This window comes from Desulfobotulus sapovorans DSM 2055, assembly GCF_059569355.1.
This window is the reverse complement of record NZ_JCANVJ010000004.1, coordinates 61,669-84,547: the sequence shown is the minus strand read 5'-3', so window position 1 is coordinate 84,547 and position 22,879 is coordinate 61,669. Positions and strand designations below refer to the sequence as shown.

Below are 22,879 nucleotides of genomic sequence, written 5' to 3'. Positions count from 1 at the left end.
CACTGGAACAAGGAGAACCCCCTGTGAGAAGATCTGTGAGACAATACTTTGTGATACGCCCTCCTGAAAGAAGACCGGTGAAAAAAGCGGTGCTGCTTGGATGCGGGATACTGTTCGGACTGCTTCTGGGAAGTGCCCATGCCCAGGGGCCGGAAGCCGGCGTGGTGCTGAGCCGGGTCGGAGACGGTGTGGTGGCAGAGCACGCGGAGATGATTGGTACCCTGTATTTTGAAACCACAAGCCGTCTTTCCGTGGAAGAGGGAGGCCGGGTGCTTTCCGTACATTTTAAGGAAGGTGACCGGGTTCGGGAGGGGGATGTGCTGGTCAGGCTGGATAGCCGGGTGCTGGAGACCCAGCTGGGCCTGCAGCAGGCGAAGCTGGCCCAGCTCGACGTGCGCATGGAACATGCCCGGAAAAACCTTGACCGCTATACGGAGCTGTTCCGCAAGGAAGCCGCCAGCGAGGCCACCTATGATGACCTCCGTTTTACCTATGCCGGTCTGGAAAAAGAACGGGAGGCTCAGCTCCGGGAAATCGAAATTTTGAAAATCCGTCTTGAAAAATATGCGGTTCGGGCGCCCTTTGACGGTCTCGTTCTGGAAAAATCTGTGGATATGGGAGACTGGAGCCAGCCCGGCCAGCCCGTCTGCCGTCTGGGGCGGCTGGATGAGCTTTTCGTGCAGGTGGCTGTGGCGGAATCCGTGGTCCGGTTTGCGGAAAAGGGAGCAAGGCTCCCGGTAGTGCTCCATGCCTATGCCTTTGAAGGCACGGCTGTGATGGAGGGAATCCGGCCTGTGGCGGATCCTAAAACCAAAAATGTGGTCTTGCGCCTGCGTTTTCCCTATACAGGGCCTCTGGCGGAAAATATGTCCGTCACGGTACGGGTTCCGGTTTCGGAAAAGCGGGCGGCCATCCTGGCCCCACGGGATGCCCTGGTGCGAAGCCCCGGCGGGAACGGGGTCTATGTGATTGAGGAAGGCAAGGCCCGGTTCATGCCCGTCACGGTGCTGACCTATGAGGGCCGTCAGATGGGGCTGCTTGCCAATGGTCTGAAAAGCGGGATGTCCGTGGTGGTGGAAGGCAATGAGCGCCTGCGTCCCGGACAGGCTGTAACGGTAAGGGGAGAGAACTGATGGATTCCATTCGCTATGCCATTGAAAAGCCCATTACTGTGGCTGTGGCTGTGATTCTTATACTGCTGTTCGGCTTGATCGGGCTTTCCAAACTCCCGAAACAGCTGACGCCGGATGTGGAAAAACCCAAAATTTCCGTGCGTACCCTCTGGCCGGGAGCCACCCCCTATGAGGTGGAGCAGGAAGTGATCGAAAAGCAGGAGGAGTCTCTCAAGGGTCTTCAGGGACTCGAAAAAATGGAAAGTGCCTCCTACAACAACTACGGGGAGATCACCCTGACCTTTCCCGTGGGGAGCGACCTGGATGCCGCTCTGCTGCGGGTTTCCAACAAGATGAACGAGGTGGGGAGTTATCCGGATAACGTTCAGAATCCCTCCATTGAAGCGTCGGGAGCCCAGTCCAACCCGGTGATGTGGGTGATGCTGAAAACCCTGCCGGACAACCCCCGCCATATCAACACCTACCGCAGTTATTTTGAAAATGAACTGCGTCAGCACATTGAACGTGTGGAGGGGGTGGGCGCGCTCTTTGTGGGCGGCGGGACGGAAACTGAAGTTCATATTGAAATTGATCCGGAGAAGATGGCCCGCAACAAGCTCACCATCGACCAGGTGACGGCCCGGATCCGGGGGGCCAACCGCAACGTCTCCGCCGGGGTGCTCGGTATCGGCAAGAAGGATTACCGTATCCGCACCGTAAGTCAGTTCCAGACACCGGAAGAGGCGCTTAACACGGTGATCTTTGATGACGGCCTGAAGCGGGTTTATCTGAGAGACATTGCCACAGCTTATTACGGCTATGAGACGGTGCAGTTTTCCGTACAGCAGAACGGGGATGACGTCATTGCCATCGGTATTCGCAAGGAAGAAGGCGCCAATGTGGTGGCTGTTGTGGAGCGGGTGCTGTCCGTCATCGATGAAATGAACGGAAAAATGCTGAAGGATCAGGGACTCAGGCTGCACTGTGTGTACGAAGATGCCTCCTATATTCTGAAAGCCATTGAACTTGTGAAGCAGAATGTGATTGTGGGGGGGATTCTCGCCGTGGTGGTGCTGTTCACTTTTCTGCGCAGCATCAGTGCCACCCTGACCACGGCGGTGGCCATTCCCGTTTCCATCATCGGCACCTTTATTTTTCTCTGGATTTTTGGCCGGAACCTCAATGTGGTGAGCCTTGCGGGGATCAGTTTTGCCGTGGGGATGCTGGTGGACAACGCCATTGTGGTGCTGGAGAACATCGACCGCCACCGGAGCCTCGGGAAGTCTGCCTTCCGCTCCGCCTATGACGGGGCGCTGGAGGTGCAGGGGGCCATTTTTGCCTCCACAGCCACAACGGTGGCGGTTTTTCTTCCCGTTATCTTTATTCAGGAAGAGGCGGGGCAGCTTTTCCGGGATATCGCCATTGCCATCACCTTTGCCATCCTCTTCAGTTTTCTTGTGTCCATAGCCGTCATTCCCACCATCATGAACCGTCTTTACGGATACGCCAAAAAACCCGTACAGGAAAAAACAGGAATCGTTTACGCCTTTGGTGCTTTCATTCACCTGAACATCATGCGGATAGCGGGGTTTTTCCTGCAAAACTGGCTGACCCGCATTTTCTGTGTGCTGGCTTTTACGGGGATTGCCGTGGTCATTGTGCTGGGGCTGGCGCCCAAGGCGGAATACCTGCCTCAGGGCAACCGGAATCTTGTTATCAATATTCTCATTCCGCCACCGGGCAGCTCCGTGGAAAAACGGAAGGCTGTGGGGGATTTCATCAGGGAAGAAACCCGGCCCTATTTTCAGGAGGAGTGGAAGGACGGTGTCCCCCGGATTTCTGACATGTGGTACGTGGGCACGGAGCAGCTCAGTCTTGTGGGAGCGGTATCGGCCCATGAAACGGAGGCCGGAGGTCTCATCCCCCTTTTTACCCGCATTATCCGTCAGATTCCGGATATGTTCGGGGTCAGTTTTCAGGCGGGTATCTTCCAGGATGATCTGGGCGGCAGCCGCACCATCGACGTGGATATCACGGGGGATGATCTGGATCGCATCATCGCCGCAGGCGGGCAGCTTTACGGGGCCATCATGGGAGCCATGCAGGGAACCCAGGTACGGCCCATACCTTCTCTGGAAACGGCCTATCCTGAAGCGAACTTCATTCCGCAAAAGGAGATGCTGGCGGCCAGTGGTCTGACGGAAAATGACCTGGGGGTGTATGTTGACGTGCTCATGGATGGCAGGAAAATTGATGAGTTCCGGCCCGAAGGGGATCGTCAGCTGGACATGGTGCTCAAGGGCCCCAAAGACCGGGTGGCAACCCCCGAGGCCCTGCTCAACACCCCCCTTGTGAATCCCTATGGCTCCCTGGTGCGGGTGGGGGATGTGGCCCGTCTGGTCTATACCCAGGGCATGACCCAGGTGAACCATCTGGAAAGAAAACGCCATGTGCGGCTTCAGGTGACCCCGCCGGAAACCATTCCTCTCCAGGAGGCCATTGATGTGATCAGCCAGACGGTGATCCGCCCCATGCAGGAGGCGGGCCGCCTTCCCGGTGTGGAGATCGGCATTGGCGGCAACGCGGACAAGCTGACCCAGACCCGAAACGCCCTGCAGTGGAACTTTCTCCTCGCCGTGGCCATCACCTATCTGCTCATGGCGGCCCTGTTCGAGAATTTTTTCTATCCCCTCATCATCATGTTCACCGTCCCTCTCGCCGCAGCCGGAGGTTTCATCGGCCTGCGGCTTGTGGATGCCTATGTGGCCCCCCAGGGCTTTGACGTGGTGACCATGCTGGGTTTCATTATTCTTGTGGGGACGGTGGTCAACAATGCCATTCTCATTGTGCACCAGTCCCTGAACAACGTGCGGTACGAAGGCTTTTCCGGTGTGGAAGCGGTTCGGGAATCGGTGCGTACCCGTATCCGGCCCATTTTCATGAGTGCGGCCACCTCCGTCTTCGGTATGCTGCCCCTGGCCCTGTCCACGGGCGCGGGCAGTGAGCTGTACCGGGGACTGGGCAGTGTCATTCTGGGGGGGCTTGCCCTTTCCACGGTTTTCACCCTGTTTGTGATTCCCGCGCTTCTGGCCTTTTTCATTGGTTTTGAGAAGAAACGGGATGACAGTGCCTTTACCTGAAAATACCTGCGGTTTTATGAAAATATGCCGAATAAAGGGAGATTCCCCATGAAAAATTTTTTGCAAAGATCCGGTATCCGGCTTTGCCTGCCTGTCCTGCTGCTCCTTCTCCCAGGACTGGTTCTGGCATCGGAGGGAAACCGCTGCCTGTCCAGCCTCATGGAGGCAGCCCTGGAAAACCGGGATATTCTGAAAATGTACGAGATTTCCCGACGTCAGGCCGAAGAAGGGGTAAAGGAGAAAAAGGCGGCTTTTTTTCCCGGAGTGGACGCCTCCTACACCGCCCATCGTCTGAACGACAGCACCCTTTTTGAAAACGATGAAAACGCTGCATGGAAGCTTGCCGCTAAATGGAATCTTTTTTCCGGTTTTCAGGATCAGAGTCTTCTGGGGATGGCCCGCAGCAGGGTCGCCGTACAGGAAGCCCTGCTGGAAGGGCTGCGTCAGGATATCCGTCTGGAAACCGCTCTGGCCTTTCTTACGGTACACCGGGCGCTTGCGGAGCGGGAAGTGGCGGAAAATGCCCGGAGTCTGTATCGCCAGGAATACGAACATGCCCGGAGCCGTCATGGGGTGGGGGTCATCCGCAAGGCCGATTATCTCAAGATCAAGGTGGTGCTGGACGATGCGGAACAGGGCTGGGTACGGGCGGACGCTGCGGTTGCCAAGGCCATGAAGCAGCTTTCCCGCACGACGGGGCTGGATCTGGAGCTTTCGGATCTGGATTTTTCCGATTTTGACAGGCTGCCTTCCCTGGAAAAGGAAGACGTTCTGTCTGAGCGGATGCGGGCAGGCAGAAGTGAGCTGAAAATTCTGGCCCTTTCAAAAACCATGGCCGAAGAAGGCCTGCGTCAGGCAAAAAGTGCCTATCTTCCCAGGGCGGATCTGGCCCTGTCCCATGGGCAGTCAGCGGATAATTATGCGCTTTCGGACAATACGAAGGATGAGACCCGGCTGACCCTCTCCCTTTCCATCAATCTTTTTGACGGCCTGAAAAAGCCCGCTGTGGTGGAGCAGAACCGTCTGGCCGTCAGCCGTATGGATCATGAGCAGCGGGAACTTCTGGACACCCTGGACATGCAGCTTGACACCCTGTTTCTGGATGCCCGGGTGGCCGAGGACAACCTGAAGGTTGCCGAAGCAGGGCTTGCCGAGGCGGAAGAGCATCAGCGGGTAACGGAATACAGTTACAGGGAAGGGGTGAGCACAGCGACCGATCTTCTTGATGCCATCGCCTATCTTTCCCAGGCCCGGGCCAACCGTATTGTGGCCCGGACGGGGTATCTGGAAACCGCCCTGCGTATCCGGCATCTGGCTGCGGATCTGGACAGGCCCTTCTGAGGCTCCGGAAATGTCCGGACAGGTGCCATGTCGCGCTTTCTGTGTCTTGTCCCAACGTCCTTTCAGTTTTTTATCCCTGTGAAATGACGTTGGGATATTTTTAGAACGCCCGGTGGATTCAGCCGGGCGTTTTGATTCCGGCATGTAAAACACTATGCCTGAACGTGAGAGATTGAGAGGTTTTCCGTGCTGCATATCTTTGTGGATGCCGATGCCTGCCCCGTAAAAGAAGAAGTCTACCGCGTTGCCCGCCGCTATGGTCTTGACGTGACCCTGGTCACTAATGCGCCGATGCGGATTCCCAATGAGAGGGGGATACGGCTCCAGGTGGTCGGGGGGCGTTTTGATGCGGCGGACGACTGGATTGTTGAAAAGGTTCAGTCCTTTGACATCGTGATTACCGCCGATGTGCTTCTTGCCAGCCGTTGCATCGCCAAGGGGGCCTCTGCCCTCGGTTCCGGGGGAAAGCCCTTTACGGAAAGCAATATCGGGGATGTGGTGGCCAGCCGCAATCTTTTTGCAGAACTGCGGGGAGCCGGGGAAATCACCGGCGGGCCGAAACCCATGGGGCCAAAGGACAGATCCCGGTTTCTTCAGAAACTCGATGAGATCATTCAGGCCATCCGGCGTCAGCATCCTTCCGGAGGATAGGGGAAAACTCCGGAGAGACTGTTTTTCAGAAAAAAGAGGCCGGATTTTTCAGAAACCAGGCTTTACCTCCTTTCACCCAGAAGGTATCATCGGAGCCTTTGAACCCGACAGCATCCCCCATAAACTTTCCGTGCACTGAGGAGGTGTTCTGCATGTCCGGCCCCATCCTTCCCTGGTTTCTTTCCTATCCCGCCGCCTTTGCGGCCCTGGCCCTGGCTCTGATTCTGAACATCTGGTCTTCCGGTCATGCCGTCCTGATGGCAGTCCAGATTCTGCTGCTTTTTGCAGCGGCCCTCTGGCTCCTTCTCGGCCTTCCCTTCATGCAGGCCCGTTACAGGGAAAAACGCAGCCGGCGGAGGGCCGCCTTTTCCCGAATGCAGGAAGAAGGGCTCTCCGAAGCAGAGCGGGCCAGCATCCTCAAGCCCGGTAATGGAGAAACGGATCCGGCAGAAAGGAAGGATACGCCCGCCTCTTCAGATACGAACCGCGGAAACGAAGGGAATTCCGCCGGGGGAATTGATCCCGGAAACTGGCTTTTCGATACGGGCTCAGAAGAGAAGACGGTGGAAAAAATCCCCCCTGTTCCCCATGCAACTCCGGAAACAGGCCATGCGGTTCCGGATCTCTCCCTTTCTCCCGAAGAGGCTTTCCGGCAGACCGAAGAACCCGTGGAGGCGCCTTGTCTTCCCGAAGCCCTTATCCCTCCCCAGAGTCTTGAACGGTTCCGGGAGCTTCCGGCATCCCTTCAGCGGATACGGGAACTTCTTGAAAAAGAAGCCCCCCTTTCCGTGGATATGGCCGAGGTGTTCTGTCTTCAGGAAGGCTATGCCCTGAGTGAGGCTTTGGGGGAAATCAATATGGATGCGGAGGAAAGACTGGGCAGGCGTCTGTTTCTGGTGACTGGGGAAAGGGTCGAGCGTGTGAGCTGAGTTTTTCGCAGAAAAAGCGGGCTTTTTTTGCTCTGGCCCAGATATTTCAGGTTATGGCAATGGGCTTTCCTGCCACTGGGGCACAAGATTCTGGGGGCAGCCCAGGTGATCCAGAATGCGGGCCACCACCGTATCTACAAGGGCTTCCACATTCTGGGGATGGTTGTAGAAAGCGGGGCTGGCGGGCAGGATGGTGGCACCTGCCCTGTGCAGGGTCAGGAGATTTTCAAGGTGAATGGCATTGAAGGGCGCCTCCCTGGGAACCAGGATGAGGGGCCTTTTTTCTTTGAGGCTCACATCCGCTGCCCTGTGGATGAGATTGTCGCCGATGCCTGCGGCAAGATTTCCGATGCTGCGCATGGCGCAGGGTACGATGACCATGCCCTGATGTCTGAAGGAACCCGATGCCGGAGGCGTGAAGAAGTCCTGGACATCATGGACGTGGAGGTGGGGCGTAGCGGAGACCCGTCCCCGTTTCCGGAGAAGCTCCTGGGGATCGGCGGAACCCATTTCATGGGCGAGTACGGCTTTGCCGGAATCGGAGAGTATGAGATGGACTTCCACCCCGCCGTCCAGCAGACATTCCAGGGTACGGATGCCGTACAGCACACCGGAAGCCCCGGTGATGGCCAGTACAATGCGCATCTAAAAGCCTTTCGCTGTCCAGAGATCCAGAACAATGCCAAGAAAAAGCAGCAGGCTGATGACGCTGTTTACATGGAAAAAGGCCATGGGAATACCGGAGAGATCCTCTGCTTTCACCATGCGGTGTTCCAGGATGAGCAGCCCGCAGACCACAAGGGCAACGATCAGAAAAACCGGGCCGAGGTTAAAGGCGGGGTAAAGCGAGAAAATAAAGGCTGCACAGACAAGGTGGGTTAAGCGTGCAAGGAGAAGGGCCTTTCTGATCCCCAGTCTGGCGGGGATGGAATGGAGGCCCGCGTTCTGATCAAAGTCCGCGTCCTGGCAGGCATAGAGCATGTCAAAGCCCGCAATATGGGTGAAAAGCACGGCGGAAAGCAGCAGTACTTCCGGAGCCAGGGTGCCGGTAAGGGCGACCCAGGCGGCGGCCGGAGCCAGGGCAATGGCAAGGCCCAGATAAAAATGGCAGAACAGGGTAAAGCGTTTGGTATAGGAATATCCGAAAAGGAAGAACAGAACGGGAAGGGCCAGTTTGCCGCACAGGGGGCTCAGAGCAAAGGCCGCAGCCACAAAGATCAGGCTGGAAAGCAGGACAAGCAGCAGGGCGGCGTGGGTGGAAATCTTACCCGCAGGAATTTCCCGCATGGCGGTTCTCGGGTTCCTGGCATCCAGGGCGGCATCCACAATGCGGTTGACCCCCATGGCTGCGGTACGGGCCGCCACCGCAGCGATGAGAATAAGCAGAACGGGCAATCCCTGCAAACGCACTTCCCGGCCCGCCAGTACCACGGCGGACAGAACAAAGGGCAGGGCAAAAACGGAATGGGAAAACTTGATCATGCGCCCATAGGTGAGGGTGCTGCGCAGGGCATTTTGCAGGAAAGGCATGGAATCCTCTTGTAAGGGGGTTCTACTCAGGGGTCTTTGCTCAGGGTTTTAACGGAATCTGCGGCAAAGCCTGTCAGACCTTCCTGATAGCGGGATCCGGAAGAATAGGGAAGGGCCAGGGGACGCAGACGGAACCGGGGTTTCAGGGTAATCACCATGGCGACAAAGGTACCGAAGGGCATACGCTGGGAAATGGGCCAGTGCTCCAGAGAGCAGGCCAGGGGGCCGGAAGGTTCGGGAAAAAGGCAGATGGAACGCCAGGTGATGGGGACATCCCCCAGCAGCTCCCGAACCATGGCTTTGATCTCCCAGAGGGAGAAAAAGTGGGCCCGTGCATAGATGCCCCGTCCGAAAAGCCCCTGAATACGACGTTGCAGGCCCTTGATGGCGTAGCGGTTCAGCACACCGATAAAGACCCTGTCCTTGGCAACACGGAAGGCCTCTTCCAGGGCTTTGCGGGGATCGGCGACAAATTCCAGGGTGGTGAAAAAACAGGCATGGTTGAAGGAGTTGTCGTCAAAGGGCAGGTCTTCCGCATAGCCCTGAAAAAGGTTGGCCCGGTCGCCCAGCCGTTGCAGGGCCAGATCCAGCATAGAGGGAGAGGGTTCAATGCCCGCCGTATCCAGCCCCATGGCAATGCAGCTTTCCATGATTTCTCCGGTACCACAGCCAATGTCCAGAATGGAGTCTCCCCGGTTGGGCCGCAGCAGATCAAAGAGAAGACGGGATTCCGTATCGGCTGCACGCTGCTGGCTGCATCCCTGTCGCCACTTCACATAAGCTTCGGTATCTTTGGGATCGAAAACATGTGCCATGGGCTGTTTTTAGGCAATTTGCCATCCGGGTGCAAGAAAAAAACCGTGGAATGAAAAGATCGGGATCTTCGGACAGAAAAGAAGGGGGACGTTTTCAGCAGCGCTGGGGGATGTGTTTTTCAAGGATCAGGTGATTCCCCTTCTCGTTGTAGGTGAACAGATTGAAATAATTTTTCATGATATGAATCCCCCGGCCGTTTTCCGCATGGGGGTCGTTTTTCGGAGGGCTGCGCCAGTTGAAGCCTGTGCCCTGATCCAGCACTTCAAGGACAATGCTTTTATCCGTTAAGTTCAGATGGTAGGTGATGATGGCAGCGGGATTTCCCGCATTGCCATGACGCACGGCATTGGTAAGGGCTTCCCGCATCCCGAGACAGATGGAAAAAACCAGGCTGTCCAGGCCATGTCTGTGCAGAAAAGCCTGGGTCTCCACACTGGCCCGGTCAATGTTTTCCATATTGGAAGCCATGCGTATGCAAAAGCCCATGGATTTTTCCTCTATGAGGAACAGGGGCTTGCTCATGGAAGACCCCATGGGTTTTGCTGCCATATCCGGTCAGGAAGAAGGGCTGTGTGTCTCATATGTCCACTCCCAGGCATACGATGTCATCTTCGGGATGCAGTTCCGGTGGCAGCAGAATGTCCCGGATACGCCTGACCGCCCTTTCAATGGGAAGTCTGCGAACCGCCTCACAGGTATCCAGCATACGTTCTGCGGCCTGAAACCAGACGGAACGGTTCAGGCTGCTTTCCACCAGGCCGTCGGTGTAAAGATAAAAACGGTCTCCGGTTTTAACGCTTAAGGTTTGTGCGCTGAACATGGCGTTGCGGAAGATCCCCAGAATATCCCCGTCCATGCGGATCAGCTTAGCAGGCCCGTCGGCGGGAACATGCACCACGGGGGGGTGCCCGGCATTGACCAGGGTCAGTTTCAGGGTTTTACGGTTGAGATGGGCGTAGACAGCGGTCAGATACTTGTCATCGGGCAGAATTTCCACCAGTACATCGTTCATGAGCTTCATGCTCTCCGATGGCTGGTAGATGGGAGTGCAGTTCTGTTTCATCAGGGCCTTGAGGGCGGCCGTGAGATAGGCGGTGCTGATGTCGTGCCCCGAAAAATCCGCCACAAGATAGGCATGAATGTCCCTTGATATGGCGATCACGTCGTAAAAATCTCCCCCGGCTTCCTGAAGGGATTCATAAAATACCCCGAACCGGGCCTGGGGCAGGGCTTCAGGAAGTACCAGAAAAGAGGTCTGGGCCTGATGAATCTGCCGGAGTTTCTGGGCCTGGGTGGCAATGAGGGAGTTGGTGGCGAGGGAAAGCTTGAGGTGCAGGCGCACCCTGGCCAGGACTTCCATGGGATGAAAGGGTTTAATGATATAATCCACGGCCCCCAGATTGAACCCTTCGATCTTGGATTCAATTTCACTGACGCCTGTAAGAAAGATCACGGGAATATTGGCCGTCCGGATATTGCTCTTCAGGAAACGGATCACCGAAAAGCCATCTTCTCCGGGCATCATGATGTCCAGCAAAATAATGTCCGGCTGATGCTTAACGGCCAGTTCCCGGGCTGTCGGCCCGTTATCCGCCGTAAAAATTTCATAGCCTTCCTTGGAAAGGGCCGTCTCCAGCATCCGGATGTTGATGGGACTGTCATCCACAACCAGAAGGGTAATGCCTTCGGGAGGGGCAAAGGCAAGGCTTTCAAGTGAAAAATCTTCCAGCATGTCCGTGTCGGAAAATACGGCGGGATCCTGTTTTTCAGAGGGCATTGCGGATACTTTCCAGTTCCTGGGTCAGTCTTTTGCCGAGGGATCCAAGGACGTCCAGATTTCCCTCCCGGGCCTTTTTTTCCGCAACCTGGGTCAGGGTATAGATGGCTCTGAATCCCAGATTGCCCGAAGCTCCCTTGATGGCATGGGCCACCTCTGTGACGGCTCCCGCATCCCGGGCTTCCAGTGCGCTTTGCAGACGCTCAATGTCCGCCAGGGTGGTTTCCACAAAAAGCTGTGTCAACTCCATAAAATCTGCAAGATCCAGTCCGAGTTCATCGGCGAGGGTTTGGAAATCCGTCATGGGTGTGCTCCTGGAGGGAAAGGGAAAAAAACAGATCCGGAAGGGCTGTTGCAGTCTTTTTATTTTCTTCAATATCTTAGACTGTGGAACGGTGTACCGCAAGTCTAAAACGGCATCTGGAACGGTGTTTTGGAGGGTGGGCATCGCCTTTCAGGGAAAGGGCCTGGAAGCAAAGGCAAGACCTGAAACGGCATGGCTGGGCCAGGACAGGTGTCAGAATTTTTTTAGGGGGGGATACCGGCAAGTCCTGCCAGGGCAGAAAATTTGAAATGGCCTCCGGACTCTGGCTCTGGCCCTGGGGGATTGCATGAAGCCGCAAGCTGAAGAAGGGGGAAGATGGGAATGCGATGGATAAAAAACTTGACCTGAGGGCCTGTTTAGGAGATATCAAGAAATATGGATATTTTAATATTCTGCAAGGCTTTGTCCGATCCCACCCGAATCCGTCTCCTCCATATCCTGGACCGTCATGAACTCAGTGTCAATGAGATTGTGGCCGTCATGGGCATGGGGCAGTCCCGCATTTCCCGGCACCTGAAAATCATGACCGATGCTGGCCTGCTGTCCTGCCGCAGGGACGGGGTCTGGGCTTTTTACGGTGTGCCTGCCGGAGGCAGCGGGAAGCGCTTTGCCGCAGCCATCCGGGAATGGATGGAAAAGGAGCCGGAGCTTGCGGCAGACCGTATCCGTGCGGCAGAAGTCCTGGAAGCCCGGCGTAAAAGCACCTCCCGCTTCTTTGACACCATTGTGACGGACTGGGACTGTCTGCGGCGGGAAATTCTGGGGGGTTTTGATCTGAACCAGACCCTGCTGGCTGCTGCGGGAAAACCGGAGCTGGCTGTGGATCTTGGCTGCGGCACAGGCGAGCTGCTCCGGGGACTGGCCCGTCAGGCGGCTAAGGTCATTGGCGTGGATTATTCCACGGAAATGCTGGCCGAGGCCAGAAGACGCTGTGAAAAGGAAGGGCTCAACGCGGATCTGCGCATCGGAGCCATTGAGCATCTGCCCGTGGCGGATCATGTGGCGGATCTGGCGGTGATTTCCCTGGCCCTTCACCATCTGCCTGACCCCGAAGGCGGTATCCGGGATGCGGCCCGCATTCTCCGGCCTGGCGGCCTTCTGCTCATTGCGGATTTTGACAAGCACGAAAACGAGTACCTGAGGGAGCGTTTCGGAGATCGCTGGCTCGGGTTCCCCAAAGAAACCATTGCCCGTTTTCTGGATGCTGCGGGTTTCCATCTGGCTTCTGTGGAAACCTTTACCCTGCCTTCGGAACTGGATCTGAATCTTTACCGCTGTGTGCGGATCCAGCCGGATGCGCAGTCCCGGATTTTACCCTGAAAAGTGTCATCCCAGATTTATCTACCCATAAGAAAAATGAAGGAGAGTTCCCATGACGGTTCCAGCCCTGGATTTGAGCCTTGGCTACAAGGTTGCGGATATGGCCTTGGCGGATTTTGGACGCAAGGAAATGCAGCTTGCGGAAAACGAGATGCCCGGTCTCATGGCAGCCCGTGAAAAATACGGGAAGGAAAAGCCCCTGGCAGGCCTCAAGGTCACAGGTTCCCTGCACATGACCATCCAGACGGCCATGCTCATTGAAACCTTAAAAACCTTAGGCGCAGACATTCGCTGGGCTTCCTGCAACATCTTTTCCACCCAGGATCATGCGGCAGCAGCCATTGCTGCGACAGGTTCCGCAGCGGTTTTTGCCTGGAAGGGCGAAACTCTGGAGGACTACTGGTGGTGTACGGAGATGGCCCTCATCTGGCCCGACGGCTCCGGCCCGGATCTCATTGTGGATGACGGCGGAGATGCCACCCTGCTCATCCATGAGGGGGTGCGCGTGGAAAAGGATCCCTCCCTTCTCAACCGGACACCGGGTTCCCTGGAGGAAAAATGCCTTTTCGACCGCCTGCGTCTGGCCTATGAAAGGGATCCCGGTCAGTGGACCCGCATGGCGGCAAAGATCCGGGGCGTATCCGAAGAAACCACCACGGGCGTGGGCCGTCTCTATCAGCTTCAGAAAAAGGGCGAGCTGCTCTTTCCCGCCATCAACGTGAACGATTCCGTGACCAAGAGCAAATTCGACAACCTCTACGGCTGCCAGGAATCTCTGGCGGACGGCATCAAGCGGGCCACGGATGTGATGATCGCAGGCAAGGTGGTGGTGGTCTGCGGATACGGGGATGTGGGCAAGGGCTGCGCCCGTTCCATGAAGGGCTTCGGAGCCCGGGTGCTGGTGACGGAGATCGATCCCATCTGCGCCCTCCAGGCGGCCATGGAAGGCTTTGAGGTGCTGACCATGGAAGAAGCGGCATCCATGGGCGATATTTTTGTAACCGCGACGGGCAATTACCATGTCATTACGGCCAGCCACATGGAAGCCATGAAAAACGAGGCCATTGTCTGCAACATCGGTCATTTTGACAATGAAATCGACATGGCCTACCTCGAAAACACGCCGGAGTGCAAGCGGCTCAACATCAAGCCCCAGGTGGACAAATGGACTTTGAAGTCCGGTCGTTCCATCATCGTGCTGGCCGAGGGCAGGCTTGTGAATCTGGGCTGCGCCACAGGGCATCCCAGCTTTGTGATGAGCAACTCCTTCACCAACCAGACCCTGGCCCAGATTGCTCTGGCCACCCAGCCCCATGAAAAAGAGGTCTATACCCTGCCCAAAACCCTGGATGAGGAAGTGGCACGCCTGCACCTTGGCCGCCTGGGTGTGCGGCTGACACGGCTGACACCGGAACAGTCGGCCTATCTGGGAATTTCCCCCGAAGGGCCTTTCAAACCGGAGCATTACCGCTACTGATCCGGACAGGGCGTCCTCCCGCAGGAGGACGCCTTTTTTTGTGCCCGTTCAGACGGCACCCCAGCCTCTTCTCTGGTTGCATTGCAGCAAAAGCCTATGAAAATCAAAGAGATATTGGAAAACATCTTGCAAACAAAGCAATTGACAGGGCTTGTACCCCTCTGCTAAATGAAAAAATTCACTGTATCCATTGTTTTTCCGGATATCCTTAATGCAACAGGGAGGAAAACATGAAAAAAATTCTGTGTCTCTTGGCAGGTTTATCCTTATTGACGGTTCCCGTTTTTGCCCAGACCATCCGTATCGGTCTCATGGCGCCCATGACCGGTTCCTGGGCCAGTGAAGGGCAGGATATGCGGGACATCGTGACCCTGATGGCCGATGAAGTGAATGCCAAGGGCGGGGTTCTCGGTAAAAAGATCGAGGTTGTGGTGGAAGATGATGCCGGTGATCCCCGTGCTGCAGCCCTGGCAGCCCAGAAACTGGCCACCCGCAAGGTGGTGGCGGCCATCGGTACCTATGGCTCTTCCGTGGCGGAAGCGGCCCAGAATATTTATGATGACTATGAAATCATCCAGGTTGCCAACGGTGCCACCTCCAACCGGCTGACGGAAAAGGGGCTGCCCTATTTTTTCCGTACCTGTCCCAAAAATGACGAGCAGGCCATGGTGGCGGCCAAGGCCCTGAAGGGTATGGGATTTTCAAAAATTGCCATTCTCCACGACAACACCTCCTACGCCAAAGGGCTTGCCGATGACGCCCAAAAATTCATCACTGCGGCCAAGGGAAGCCAGATTGTCTTTTTTGACGCCCTGACTCCGGGAGAGCGGGATTTCAACACCATCCTCACCCGTATGCGGGCCGCCAGTCCTGATGTGATTCTTTTCACAGGCTATTATCCTGAAGCCGGACTTCTCCTCCGCCAGAAAATGGAAATGGGCTGGGATGTACCCATGATGGGCGGGGACGCCACCAACAACCCCGACCTTGTGGAGATTGCAGGGAAGCAGGCGGCCAAGGGCTTCTACTTCTTAAGCCCTCCGGTTCCCCAGGATCTGCCCACGCCCGAAGCCAAAGCCTTCCTGAGCGCCTTCCAGAATAAATACGGGAAACTGCCCGGCTCCATCTGGGCTGTTCTGGCAGGGGATGCCTTCACCACCATCGTGAAATCCATTGAAGGCTCCGGTTCCACCAAAACAAAGGATGTGGCGGCTTATATGCACAAACAGCTTAAGGATATGCCCGCCCTTACGGGAACCATCTCCTTCAATGACGATGGGGATCGTATCGGTGACGTGTACCGGGTCTATCAGGTCAGCCCTGAAGGTGCCTTTGTGCTGATGCCCTAAGCTCCAGAGAGGCAGCCGGTCGGACGCATAAACTGTTCCGGGCCGCTTTCTGATAAGGAAGGCGGCCCGCTCCTGTCCGCCCTTTGCATGGATGTTGGATTCTGATGTTTTTTCCGGGAAGAGAACCATGGATTTTTTCTTGCAGCAGTTGTTCAACGGTCTGGCCGTTGGCGGTATCTATGCCCTGGTCGCCCTGGGCTACACCATGGTGTACGGGGTGATGAAGCTCATGAACTTTGCCCACGGCGAGCTTTTTACCATGGGCGCCTATCTCGGGCTGACCTTTCTCGGTGTCTTTGCCTTTACGGAGCTTCTGGGGCCTTTTTTCGGGGTGCTGGTACTGATTCTTCTGGTCATGGGCATGGTGGCTCTGGTGGGAGTGCTGCTGGAGCGGGTGGCTTACCGGCCCCTGCGCTCCTCCCCAAGGCTTTCGGCCATTGTGTCCGCCCTGGGGGCATCCATTTTTCTGCAGAATGCCATCATGCTGGTATACGGAGCCCGCTTTCAGGTTTATCCCCATGGTATTTTTCCCAACATGCCCCTTTCCGTTCTGGGTGTTGAGATTCCCCTTCTGCGTATCCTGCTTTTTCTCGTTTCCATTCTCATGATGGCGGGGCTTTATGGTTTTGTGCAGAAAACCCGCATGGGGACGGCCATACGGGCGGCAGCCATTGATCAGGACGCGGCCCGGCTCATGGGCATCAATGTGGATCGGGTGATCCAGATCGTCTTTCTCATCGGCCCGGCCTTAGGCGCTGCCGCAGGGGTTATGGTGGGCATTTATTACGGTCAGATCAACTTCACCATGGGCTGGGTCTTTGGCCTCAAGGCTTTTACGGCAGCGATCATCGGCGGTATCGGTAACATTCCCGGTGCCATGCTGGGCGGGCTTCTTCTCGGTGTGCTGGAAGCCATGGGAGCCGCCTATATCTCCACCGCATGGAAGGACGCCATCGCCTTTGCCGTGCTCATCCTCATTCTTCTGGTGCGTCCCCGGGGCCTTCTGGGAGAACGTGTGGCGGACAAGCTATGAATCAGAAACATGTGATTTTAAGTATTCTTCTGGCCTTTTTTGCCTGCTTTCCCGTGCTGTTTGACAATCCCTACTGGATAGGGGTTTTAAACGATATCTGGCTTTATGCCCTTTTAGGCTTAAGCCTGAACTGGATTGTGGGACACACGGGGCTTTTCAATCTGGGCCATGCGGCCTATTACGCGGTGGGGGCGTATACGGCGGCCATTCTCGCCACCCGTTACAATGTGCCCATCCTCTGGGCCATGCCCCTTTCAGGTCTTGCGGCAGGGATTTTTGCCCTCATCGTGGCCCGGCCCATCATCCACCTGCGGGGGGATTATCTGGCCATTGTCACCATTGGTGTGGGGGAGATCGTACGCATTGCCCTGGAAAACGATATCTTTGGCCTGACCGGCGGTTCCAACGGGATTTTTGGCATTCCAAGGCCGGAACTTTTCGATATCCGCATCCGCAGACCCTGGCAGTTCTATTATCTCATTGGTGGTTTTCTTCTGCTCACCATCTGGTTTTTCTACCGTCTGGAACAGTCCCGCTTCGGACGGGCCCTCAACTACATCAAGGAAGACGACACCGCAGCCGAAGGCTCAGGCATTCCCACGGCCTCCTACAAGCTTGCGGCCTTTGTTATCGGTGCGGTATGGGCGGGCATGGCGGGCACCCTGTTCGCCGCCAAGATGAGTACCATCTCGCCGGGTTCCTTCAATTTCTGGGAATCCGTTCTGATCTTTGCCATTGTGATTCTCGGAGGGGCGGGCAGCATTCCCGGCGTTATTCTGGGGGCGTTTCTGCTGGTGGGCCTGCCGGAAATCTTCAGGAATTTTGCCGACGCCCGTATGCTCTTTTTCGGTGCGGCCATGGTGCTCATGATGATTTTCCGCAACAAGGGACTGCTGCCGCCCCTTGTGCGTAAGTACGCCGGTGTGATCCGGAAACGGGGAGGTCCGGCATGAGTCTTCTGATCCTTGAAAAAGCGGTGAAAACCTTTGGCGGCCTCACAGCGGTGAACCGGGTGAGTTTTTCCGTGGAAGCGGGTTCCGTAGTGGGGCTTATCGGGCCTAACGGGGCCGGAAAAACCACGGTGTTCAACCTCATCACAGGCAACTACACCCCGGATTCCGGAGATATTCTTTTTGACGGGGTTTCCATCAAAGGCAGAAAACCCCATAAAATCGTGGAAATGGGCATTGCCCGCACCTTTCAGAGCATCCGTCTTTTTCAGAACATGCCCGTGGTGGAGAATGTGCTGGCGGGCTGCCACTGCCGCATGAAGTCCGGCATTTTCACCTCCATGCTCCGGACACCGGGGCAGCGCAGGGAGGAAAAACAGGCCCTGGAAACGTCCCGGAAGATGCTGGAATTTGTGGGGCTCTGGGAACAGGCGGGTCTTCCGGCCTCCAGCCTTTCCTATGGCAAGCAGCGGCTTTTAGAGATAGCCCGGGCCCTGGCCAGCGGGCCGAGACTCCTCATTCTCGACGAACCCGCAGGGGGCATGAACGATCAGGAAACGGCGGAGCTGCTCACCCTGATCCGGGAGATCGGGAAAATGGGCATCACCGTACTCCTCATCGAGCATGACATGGGTCTTGTGATGCGGGCCTGTGAAAAGCTTGTGGTGATCGAGTATGGCACAAAAATCGCCGAAGGCAGCCCAGAGGAGGTGAAGAACAATCCCAGGGTGATTGAGGCCTATCTCGGCGTTGAGGAAGAGGACTGTGAGGAAATCCGGAACGGAGACGGAGAAAGCCCATGCTGAGCCTTGAAAATCTTGTGGTGAAATACGGCAATGTGGAGGCCCTGCACGGCATTGACATGAAGGTCTCCGAAGGGGAGATCGTCAGTATCTTAGGGGCCAACGGTGCGGGGAAATCCACCACCCTCATGGCCATCAGCGGGCTTGTGAAACCCGCATCCGGCGGGATTCTCTTTGACGGCAGGCCCCTGCACACCCTGCCCGCCCACCGCATCGTGGAAATGGGAATCGCCCAGGTTCCCGAGGGTCGCCGGGTCTTCGGTACCCTTACCGTGGAGGAAAACCTGCGTCTTGGGGCCTTCACCAGCAAGGATAAGGAGAGGGATCGGGAAACGAGGGACTGGATCTTCACCCTTTTTCCCATTTTAAAGGAAAGACGCAGACAGCTGGCCGGAACCCTTTCCGGCGGCGAACAGCAGATGCTGGCCATCGGCCGGGCCCTCATGGCCCATCCCCGCCTGCTTCTTCTGGATGAACCTTCCCTGGGACTTGCCCCCCTCATTATCAAGGCCATCTTTGAAACCATTCGTCAGATCAACGAGAGCGGGGTCACCGTGGTGCTGGTGGAGCAGAATGCCAGGGCGGCTTTGCGTCTGGCCCACAGGGGTTATGTCATGGAGGTGGGCCGGGTGGTGCTGGCGGATACGGCCCCGAATCTTCTGGCCAATCCCGAGGTGCATTCAGCCTACCTGGGCGGCCACGGAGCCTGATTTTCCCCGCATCGGGGTGGTGAAACAGCGCAGCTCATGATCTTTGGCCGATCCTCTGCCCCACCCTCATCCCCCAAAAGTCTGAAAAAGAGATTTCCGGACATCTCTCGACGAGGAAAACCTGGTGAAGCCCGCCCCTGAAAAACCTCTCTCCTTAAGCTCCCTTCTGGTACAGCAGGGAATCATGGGCTTTCTGGGGCTGGCTCTGGGGGTTCTGGGGCTGGGGGCTGCGGTTTTTCTGCTGGCGGTTTCCGGGTGGTTTCTCACCGCAGCAGGGGTGGCGGGTCTTCACCTTGCTACCCTGCACACCTTCAACTATTTTCAGCCTGCTGCCCTGATCCGCCTGCTGGCCATTGTCCGAACCCTGGCCCTGTACGGTGAGCGCGTCGTTTCCCATGACGGTATCCTGCGGCTTCTGTCACATTTACGGCTCTGGCTTTTTGACCTTCTTTCCCGCATGAACCGTTTCCGGCTGGCCCGGTTTGGCAGCGGCGATCTCATGCAGCGGATGCTGACGGACATCGACCTGCTGGATCAGTGGCCTTTGCGGGTTCTGGCTCCCTGGGTCTGCTCCCTTTTTCTGGGGCTTGTCTTTCTGCTGACCCTGTTTTTCTTTTCCCTTCCCCTGGGTCTGATTTTTTCAGCTGTACTTTTTTCTCTTCTGGTTATTCTGCCCCCCCTTCTTCTGTTTCCCGCCCTGCACCTTGCCCGCAGCCAGACCCGGAAAGCCGGAGAACGCAGACAGTATTTTATGGAAACCCTGGCAGGTCTGCTCACCCTGCGCACCACAGGGGCCTTTACGGCGCGTCTGCGCACCCTGACCGGCCATGACAGGGAAGTGCTTCAGAACCAGTGGCGCTTACGCTGTCTGGGGATTTTTGCCCAGCTTCTTGTGTTTCTTTTTCTTTCCGCAGGGCTGTTGCTGATGCTGCTGTACGGGGGAAAGGCCGTTCAGGGGGGAAGCCTTTCTGCCGCCCTGCTTGCGGGGTTCTCTTGTGTGCTGCTGGGTCTTGTGGAAGCCATGCTTCCCCTTGGCCAGACCTTTCAGGCCTTAGGATTTACCCTGGGAGCGAGGACACGGTTGCGGGAACTGGGGCAAGGGGAGGGCGGGGAGGAAAAAAAAGGAGGGATCACGGCACTTCCGGGGGATCCCAGTCTTTGTCTGGATGCCGTCCACGCCCGTCAGCAGGGCGCGCTGAACGGGCCGGACGGGGTGTCTCTGGATCTGAAAAAAGGGGACAGTCTCTGGGTGTGCGGGCCTTCAGGCTGCGGGAAATCCACCCTGGCAGCGGTCATGGCAGGCTGGCTTTCCCCCGTATCCGGAAAGGTGCGTGTGAATGGCCTTCCCATGGAAGACATTGAAGAGGGCTGTCTGCGCCGTTATGTGGGGCTTCTCGATCAGGAGCTGCACCTTTTTCCCCTGAGTCTTGGAGAGAATCTGGCCCTGGCCCGACCCCAGGCCGGAGAGGGGGTGCTCTGGGAGCTGCTGGCCGATGTACAGCTCGCCGACTGGGCAGAGACTCTGCCCGAAGGACTGGATACCCCCCTGGGAGCCTATGCCACCGGACTTTCCGGCGGTCAGGCAAGAAGACTGGCTCTGGCACGGCTGCTTCTGCTGGAAACGTCCATTCTCATTCTGGACGAGCCCTTTGAAGGCCTGGACAGCCCCACCGCAGAGGCCCTGCTTGCCATGCTCCGGAGGCGGCAGCGGGACGGTATTCTCATTATCATCAGCCATCAGGCCCTGCCAGGCCACTTTACCCATCACCATGAACTTGACCCCGGAAAAGGGGCCAGCCCTCTTCTGGTTCAAAATCCGTAAAATTTATCCCTTGCATAGTCAAAAATGGCTTTCTCCTGCGGGTTTATGTCCTTCTTGTGGGCCAGAAGAATACCCTTTTTGCAATTCGTCTTGATATGGCAAGTGCATGTCCGCCTCTATGGCTGTTTGAGTATAAAAAACAGCCCCGCAAATCCTGGGGATTGCCCAATATCAGAAGAGCAAAACAAGGAAGAAAGGCATTTCAGCTGAAGAAGCTGAGTCCCCATCCTCCCGCCCCCGCACCCAGCACCACCAGCCAGGGCGGCAGTTTCCAGAACATGAGGGCGATGAAGGCGATGAGACCAAGCCCGAAATCCTGGGGCCTGAAGATGGCACTGGTCCACACCGGCGTGTAGAGGGCGGCAAGGAGAAGGCCCACCACGGCGGCGTTGATGCCCGCAAGGGCTGTCTGCATACGGCTGCTGCGGCGTAAGCCTTCCCAGAAGGGCAGGGTGCCGAAAACCAGAAGAAAGGAGGGCAGGAAAATGGCCCCGAGGCAGAGGAGACCGCCCATGAGGCCCGATGGGGGGGGCTGCATGGAGGCACCCAGGAAGGCTGCAAAGGTGAAAAGGGGGCCGGGAACGGCCTGAGCCGCGCCGTAGCCCGCAAGAAAGGCGTCTCCGCTCACCCAGCCCGAGGGCACCACCGCCGCCTGAAGGAGGGGCAGCACCACATGACCGCCTCCAAAGACGAGGGAGCCTGCACGGTAGAAGGCATCGGTCATGGCCAGGGCCGGATGCGGGAAGAGGCTGGCCAGGAGGGGCAGGCCTCCGAGGAGAAGGAAAAAAAGGAAAAGAAAGAAAAAACCTGCTTTCCGGCCCAGGGTCAGGGGCAGGCTGTCCTGGGCTGTGGAGGCCTTGGGTTTGAAGAAAAGAGTGCCGAAAATTCCGGCCCCAAGGATCACCAGCATCTGTCCCAGAGCCGTGGGAAAGAGGAGCACCCAGCAGGTGGCAAGGGTCATGATGCTGATCCTCAGGGTGTCCGTGCAGAGGCTTTTGGCCATACCCCACACCGCATGGGCCACCACGGCCACGGCGACAATTTTTAGGCCGTGGAGAACGCCGGAAGAAAGCAGCTCCCCATAGTGGGAAATGCCCAGGGCAAAGAGAATGAGGGCAAAAGCCGAGGGCAGGGTGAACCCCAGCCAGGCGGCAAAGGCTCCGGTATAGCCCGCCTGGGAAAGGCCGATGGCAAGCCCCACCTGACTGCTGGCAGGCCCCGGGAGGAACTGGCAGAGGGCCACGAGATCGGCGTAGCTTCTTTCCGTCAGCCATTTGCGACGGCTGACAAATTCCTCCCGGAAGTATCCGAGATGGGCGATGGGGCCGCCAAAGGAGGTGAGGCCAAGGCGCAGGAAGATGAGAAAGACGGCCATAGGGCTGCGATTCTGGAACTTCTTGTCTGTCATGGGCGTTTTTTCCTTTCAGGGTTCAGGCGATGGGAAGGCATCCTGAATCCGGGTTTCCTGCATCAACTCCCGAACCTGAATCAGGGCCATGGAAAGAATTTCCTCTCCCAGGGGGGTGGTGTAAAAGGAGCGTCTGCTGCGGGAGGCCGCATCGTTTTTCGTTTCACTCCGGAGCCAGCCCAGGGCTTCCATGCGGTGCAGGATGGGATACAGGGTGCCGGGACTGACCTCATAGCCGTGGCGTCGGAGTTCCTTCAGCATCCATTGCCCCACCACAGGTTCTTCGGTGGCATGGTAGAGGATGTGGATTTTCCAGAACCCAAGAAGAATTTCGCGTTGCAGGGCTTTGAGCGTGTCTTTGTCCATGGGAACCTCCGTTTTTTTTG

21 protein-coding genes are annotated in these 22,879 nt (G+C 56.9%); 13 read left to right on the top strand and 8 right to left on the bottom strand.

Translation table 11 applies throughout. The features are described 5' to 3' along the window. Positions 1-23: 23 nt before the first annotated feature. The 5 genes from BR04_RS05345 (at position 24) to BR04_RS05325 (ending at position 7,173) form a co-directional block, all read left to right on the top strand. Positions 24-1,133 (top strand): efflux RND transporter periplasmic adaptor subunit, encoded by a 1,110-nt coding sequence (locus BR04_RS05345; protein WP_496354969.1) that lies wholly within the window; start codon positions 24-26, stop codon positions 1,131-1,133. Continuing rightward, positions 1,133-4,252: an efflux RND transporter permease subunit gene (locus BR04_RS05340; protein ID WP_496354968.1), complete on the top strand. Its 3,120-nt coding sequence runs from the start codon at positions 1,133-1,135 to the stop codon at positions 4,250-4,252. Before BR04_RS05345 ends, BR04_RS05340 begins: the two co-directional genes overlap by 1 nt. A 48-nt stretch (positions 4,253-4,300) precedes the next feature. Beyond that, the gene (locus BR04_RS05335; protein WP_496354967.1) at positions 4,301-5,593 is read left to right on the top strand and encodes a TolC family protein; all 1,293 of its coding nucleotides are present in this window, start codon (positions 4,301-4,303) and stop codon (positions 5,591-5,593) included. Positions 5,594-5,779: 186 nt separating this feature from the next. After that, entirely contained in the window at positions 5,780-6,244 is a 465-nt protein-coding gene (locus tag BR04_RS05330) for a YaiI/YqxD family protein (protein WP_496354966.1), read from the top strand. Positions 6,245-6,396: 152 nt separating this feature from the next. Beyond that, the gene (locus BR04_RS05325) at positions 6,397-7,173 is read left to right on the top strand and encodes a hypothetical protein (protein ID WP_496354965.1); all 777 of its coding nucleotides are present in this window, start codon (positions 6,397-6,399) and stop codon (positions 7,171-7,173) included. Positions 7,174-7,224: 51 nt separating this feature from the next. Here BR04_RS05325 and BR04_RS05320 read toward each other — a convergent pair whose 3' ends face one another. The 6 genes from BR04_RS05320 to BR04_RS05295 all read right to left on the bottom strand — a co-directional run bounded on the left by BR04_RS05320 (position 7,225) and on the right by BR04_RS05295 (position 11,600). Then, entirely contained in the window at positions 7,225-7,818 is a 594-nt protein-coding gene (locus BR04_RS05320) for a UbiX family flavin prenyltransferase (RefSeq protein WP_496354964.1), read from the bottom strand. Then, entirely contained in the window at positions 7,819-8,703 is an 885-nt protein-coding gene (locus tag BR04_RS05315) for a UbiA-like polyprenyltransferase (protein WP_496354963.1), read from the bottom strand. A gap of 26 nt (positions 8,704-8,729) precedes the next feature. After that, positions 8,730-9,518 (bottom strand): class I SAM-dependent methyltransferase, encoded by a 789-nt coding sequence (locus tag BR04_RS05310; protein WP_496354962.1) that lies wholly within the window; start codon positions 9,516-9,518, stop codon positions 8,730-8,732. A gap of 94 nt (positions 9,519-9,612) precedes the next feature. Continuing rightward, positions 9,613-10,041 (bottom strand): ATP-binding protein, encoded by a 429-nt coding sequence (locus BR04_RS05305; RefSeq protein WP_496354961.1) that lies wholly within the window; start codon positions 10,039-10,041, stop codon positions 9,613-9,615. Between the two features lie 55 nt (positions 10,042-10,096). After that, a complete protein-coding gene (locus BR04_RS05300; protein ID WP_496354960.1) occupies positions 10,097-11,296 on the bottom strand; it encodes a PP2C family protein-serine/threonine phosphatase in 1,200 nt (399 codons plus the stop codon). After that, on the bottom strand, positions 11,286-11,600 hold the full coding sequence (locus tag BR04_RS05295; RefSeq protein WP_496354959.1) for an Hpt domain-containing protein: 315 nt from the start codon (positions 11,598-11,600) through the stop codon (positions 11,286-11,288). The genes BR04_RS05300 and BR04_RS05295 overlap by 11 nt, the downstream gene beginning before the upstream one ends. A gap of 396 nt (positions 11,601-11,996) precedes the next feature. On the opposite strand from BR04_RS05295, the gene BR04_RS05290 reads away from it, so the two are divergent. From BR04_RS05290 to cydC, 8 genes are all read left to right on the top strand, one after another. Next, positions 11,997-12,941, top strand: coding sequence for an ArsR/SmtB family transcription factor (locus BR04_RS05290; protein WP_496354958.1), 945 nt, complete (start codon positions 11,997-11,999; stop codon positions 12,939-12,941). A gap of 52 nt (positions 12,942-12,993) precedes the next feature. Beyond that, a complete protein-coding gene (gene ahcY, locus BR04_RS05285) occupies positions 12,994-14,418 on the top strand; it encodes an adenosylhomocysteinase (protein ID WP_496354957.1) in 1,425 nt (474 codons plus the stop codon). A 230-nt stretch (positions 14,419-14,648) separates the two neighbouring features. Then, positions 14,649-15,767: a branched-chain amino acid ABC transporter substrate-binding protein gene (locus BR04_RS05280; RefSeq protein ID WP_496354956.1), complete on the top strand. Its 1,119-nt coding sequence runs from the start codon at positions 14,649-14,651 to the stop codon at positions 15,765-15,767. Positions 15,768-15,894: 127 nt separating this feature from the next. Next, positions 15,895-16,800: a branched-chain amino acid ABC transporter permease gene (locus tag BR04_RS05275; protein WP_496354955.1), complete on the top strand. Its 906-nt coding sequence runs from the start codon at positions 15,895-15,897 to the stop codon at positions 16,798-16,800. Further along, positions 16,797-17,753 carry a branched-chain amino acid ABC transporter permease gene (locus tag BR04_RS05270; RefSeq protein ID WP_496354954.1) on the top strand — a complete coding sequence of 319 codons (957 nt, stop codon included), beginning with the start codon at positions 16,797-16,799 and terminating at the stop codon, positions 17,751-17,753. The genes BR04_RS05275 and BR04_RS05270 overlap by 4 nt, the downstream gene beginning before the upstream one ends. Next, positions 17,750-18,556, top strand: a complete 807-nt coding sequence (locus BR04_RS05265) for an ABC transporter ATP-binding protein (RefSeq protein WP_496354953.1) — start codon at positions 17,750-17,752, stop codon at positions 18,554-18,556. The genes BR04_RS05270 and BR04_RS05265 overlap by 4 nt, the downstream gene beginning before the upstream one ends. After that, complete coding sequence (locus BR04_RS05260) at positions 18,550-19,263, top strand: ABC transporter ATP-binding protein (RefSeq protein ID WP_496354952.1); 714 nt, start codon at positions 18,550-18,552, stop codon at positions 19,261-19,263. The genes BR04_RS05265 and BR04_RS05260 overlap by 7 nt, the downstream gene beginning before the upstream one ends. A gap of 124 nt (positions 19,264-19,387) precedes the next feature. After that, entirely contained in the window at positions 19,388-21,085 is a 1,698-nt protein-coding gene (gene cydC, locus BR04_RS05255) for a thiol reductant ABC exporter subunit CydC (protein ID WP_496354951.1), read from the top strand. Positions 21,086-21,287: 202 nt separating this feature from the next. Here the strand turns inward: cydC and chrA are convergent, their stop codons facing one another. Together chrA and BR04_RS05245 are read right to left on the bottom strand one after the other, a co-directional pair. After that, positions 21,288-22,493, bottom strand: a complete 1,206-nt coding sequence (gene chrA / locus BR04_RS05250) for a chromate efflux transporter (RefSeq protein WP_496354950.1) — start codon at positions 22,491-22,493, stop codon at positions 21,288-21,290. A 15-nt stretch (positions 22,494-22,508) separates the two neighbouring features. Next, a complete protein-coding gene (locus BR04_RS05245) occupies positions 22,509-22,859 on the bottom strand; it encodes a PadR family transcriptional regulator (protein ID WP_496354949.1) in 351 nt (116 codons plus the stop codon). Between the last annotated feature and the right edge of the window lie 20 nt (positions 22,860-22,879).

What these genes read in the sequence shown, in the direction of transcription:
- BR04_RS05340 (WP_496354968.1), top strand. Translation starts at nt 1,133, where the DNA reads ATGGATTCCATTCGCTATGCCATTGAAAAGCCCATTACTGTGGCTGTG.
- BR04_RS05335 (WP_496354967.1), top strand. Translation starts at nt 4,301, where the DNA reads ATGAAAAATTTTTTGCAAAGATCCGGTATCCGGCTTTGCCTGCCTGTC.
- BR04_RS05325 (WP_496354965.1), top strand. Translation starts at nt 6,397, where the DNA reads ATGTCCGGCCCCATCCTTCCCTGGTTTCTTTCCTATCCCGCCGCCTTT.
- BR04_RS05320 (WP_496354964.1), bottom strand. Translation starts at nt 7,818, where the DNA reads ATGCGCATTGTACTGGCCATCACCGGGGCTTCCGGTGTGCTGTACGGC.
- BR04_RS05315 (WP_496354963.1), bottom strand. Translation starts at nt 8,703, where the DNA reads ATGCCTTTCCTGCAAAATGCCCTGCGCAGCACCCTCACCTATGGGCGC.
- BR04_RS05310 (WP_496354962.1), bottom strand. Translation starts at nt 9,518, where the DNA reads ATGGCACATGTTTTCGATCCCAAAGATACCGAAGCTTATGTGAAGTGG.
- BR04_RS05305 (WP_496354961.1), bottom strand. Translation starts at nt 10,041, where the DNA reads ATGAGCAAGCCCCTGTTCCTCATAGAGGAAAAATCCATGGGCTTTTGC.
- BR04_RS05300 (WP_496354960.1), bottom strand. Translation starts at nt 11,296, where the DNA reads ATGCCCTCTGAAAAACAGGATCCCGCCGTATTTTCCGACACGGACATG.
- BR04_RS05295 (WP_496354959.1), bottom strand. Translation starts at nt 11,600, where the DNA reads ATGACGGATTTCCAAACCCTCGCCGATGAACTCGGACTGGATCTTGCA.
- BR04_RS05290 (WP_496354958.1), top strand. Translation starts at nt 11,997, where the DNA reads ATGGATATTTTAATATTCTGCAAGGCTTTGTCCGATCCCACCCGAATC.
- ahcY (WP_496354957.1), top strand. Translation starts at nt 12,994, where the DNA reads ATGACGGTTCCAGCCCTGGATTTGAGCCTTGGCTACAAGGTTGCGGAT.
- BR04_RS05280 (WP_496354956.1), top strand. Translation starts at nt 14,649, where the DNA reads ATGAAAAAAATTCTGTGTCTCTTGGCAGGTTTATCCTTATTGACGGTT.
- BR04_RS05275 (WP_496354955.1), top strand. Translation starts at nt 15,895, where the DNA reads ATGGATTTTTTCTTGCAGCAGTTGTTCAACGGTCTGGCCGTTGGCGGT.
- BR04_RS05270 (WP_496354954.1), top strand. Translation starts at nt 16,797, where the DNA reads ATGAATCAGAAACATGTGATTTTAAGTATTCTTCTGGCCTTTTTTGCC.
- BR04_RS05265 (WP_496354953.1), top strand. Translation starts at nt 17,750, where the DNA reads ATGAGTCTTCTGATCCTTGAAAAAGCGGTGAAAACCTTTGGCGGCCTC.
- BR04_RS05260 (WP_496354952.1), top strand. Translation starts at nt 18,550, where the DNA reads ATGCTGAGCCTTGAAAATCTTGTGGTGAAATACGGCAATGTGGAGGCC.
- chrA (WP_496354950.1), bottom strand. Translation starts at nt 22,493, where the DNA reads ATGACAGACAAGAAGTTCCAGAATCGCAGCCCTATGGCCGTCTTTCTC.
- BR04_RS05245 (WP_496354949.1), bottom strand. Translation starts at nt 22,859, where the DNA reads ATGGACAAAGACACGCTCAAAGCCCTGCAACGCGAAATTCTTCTTGGG.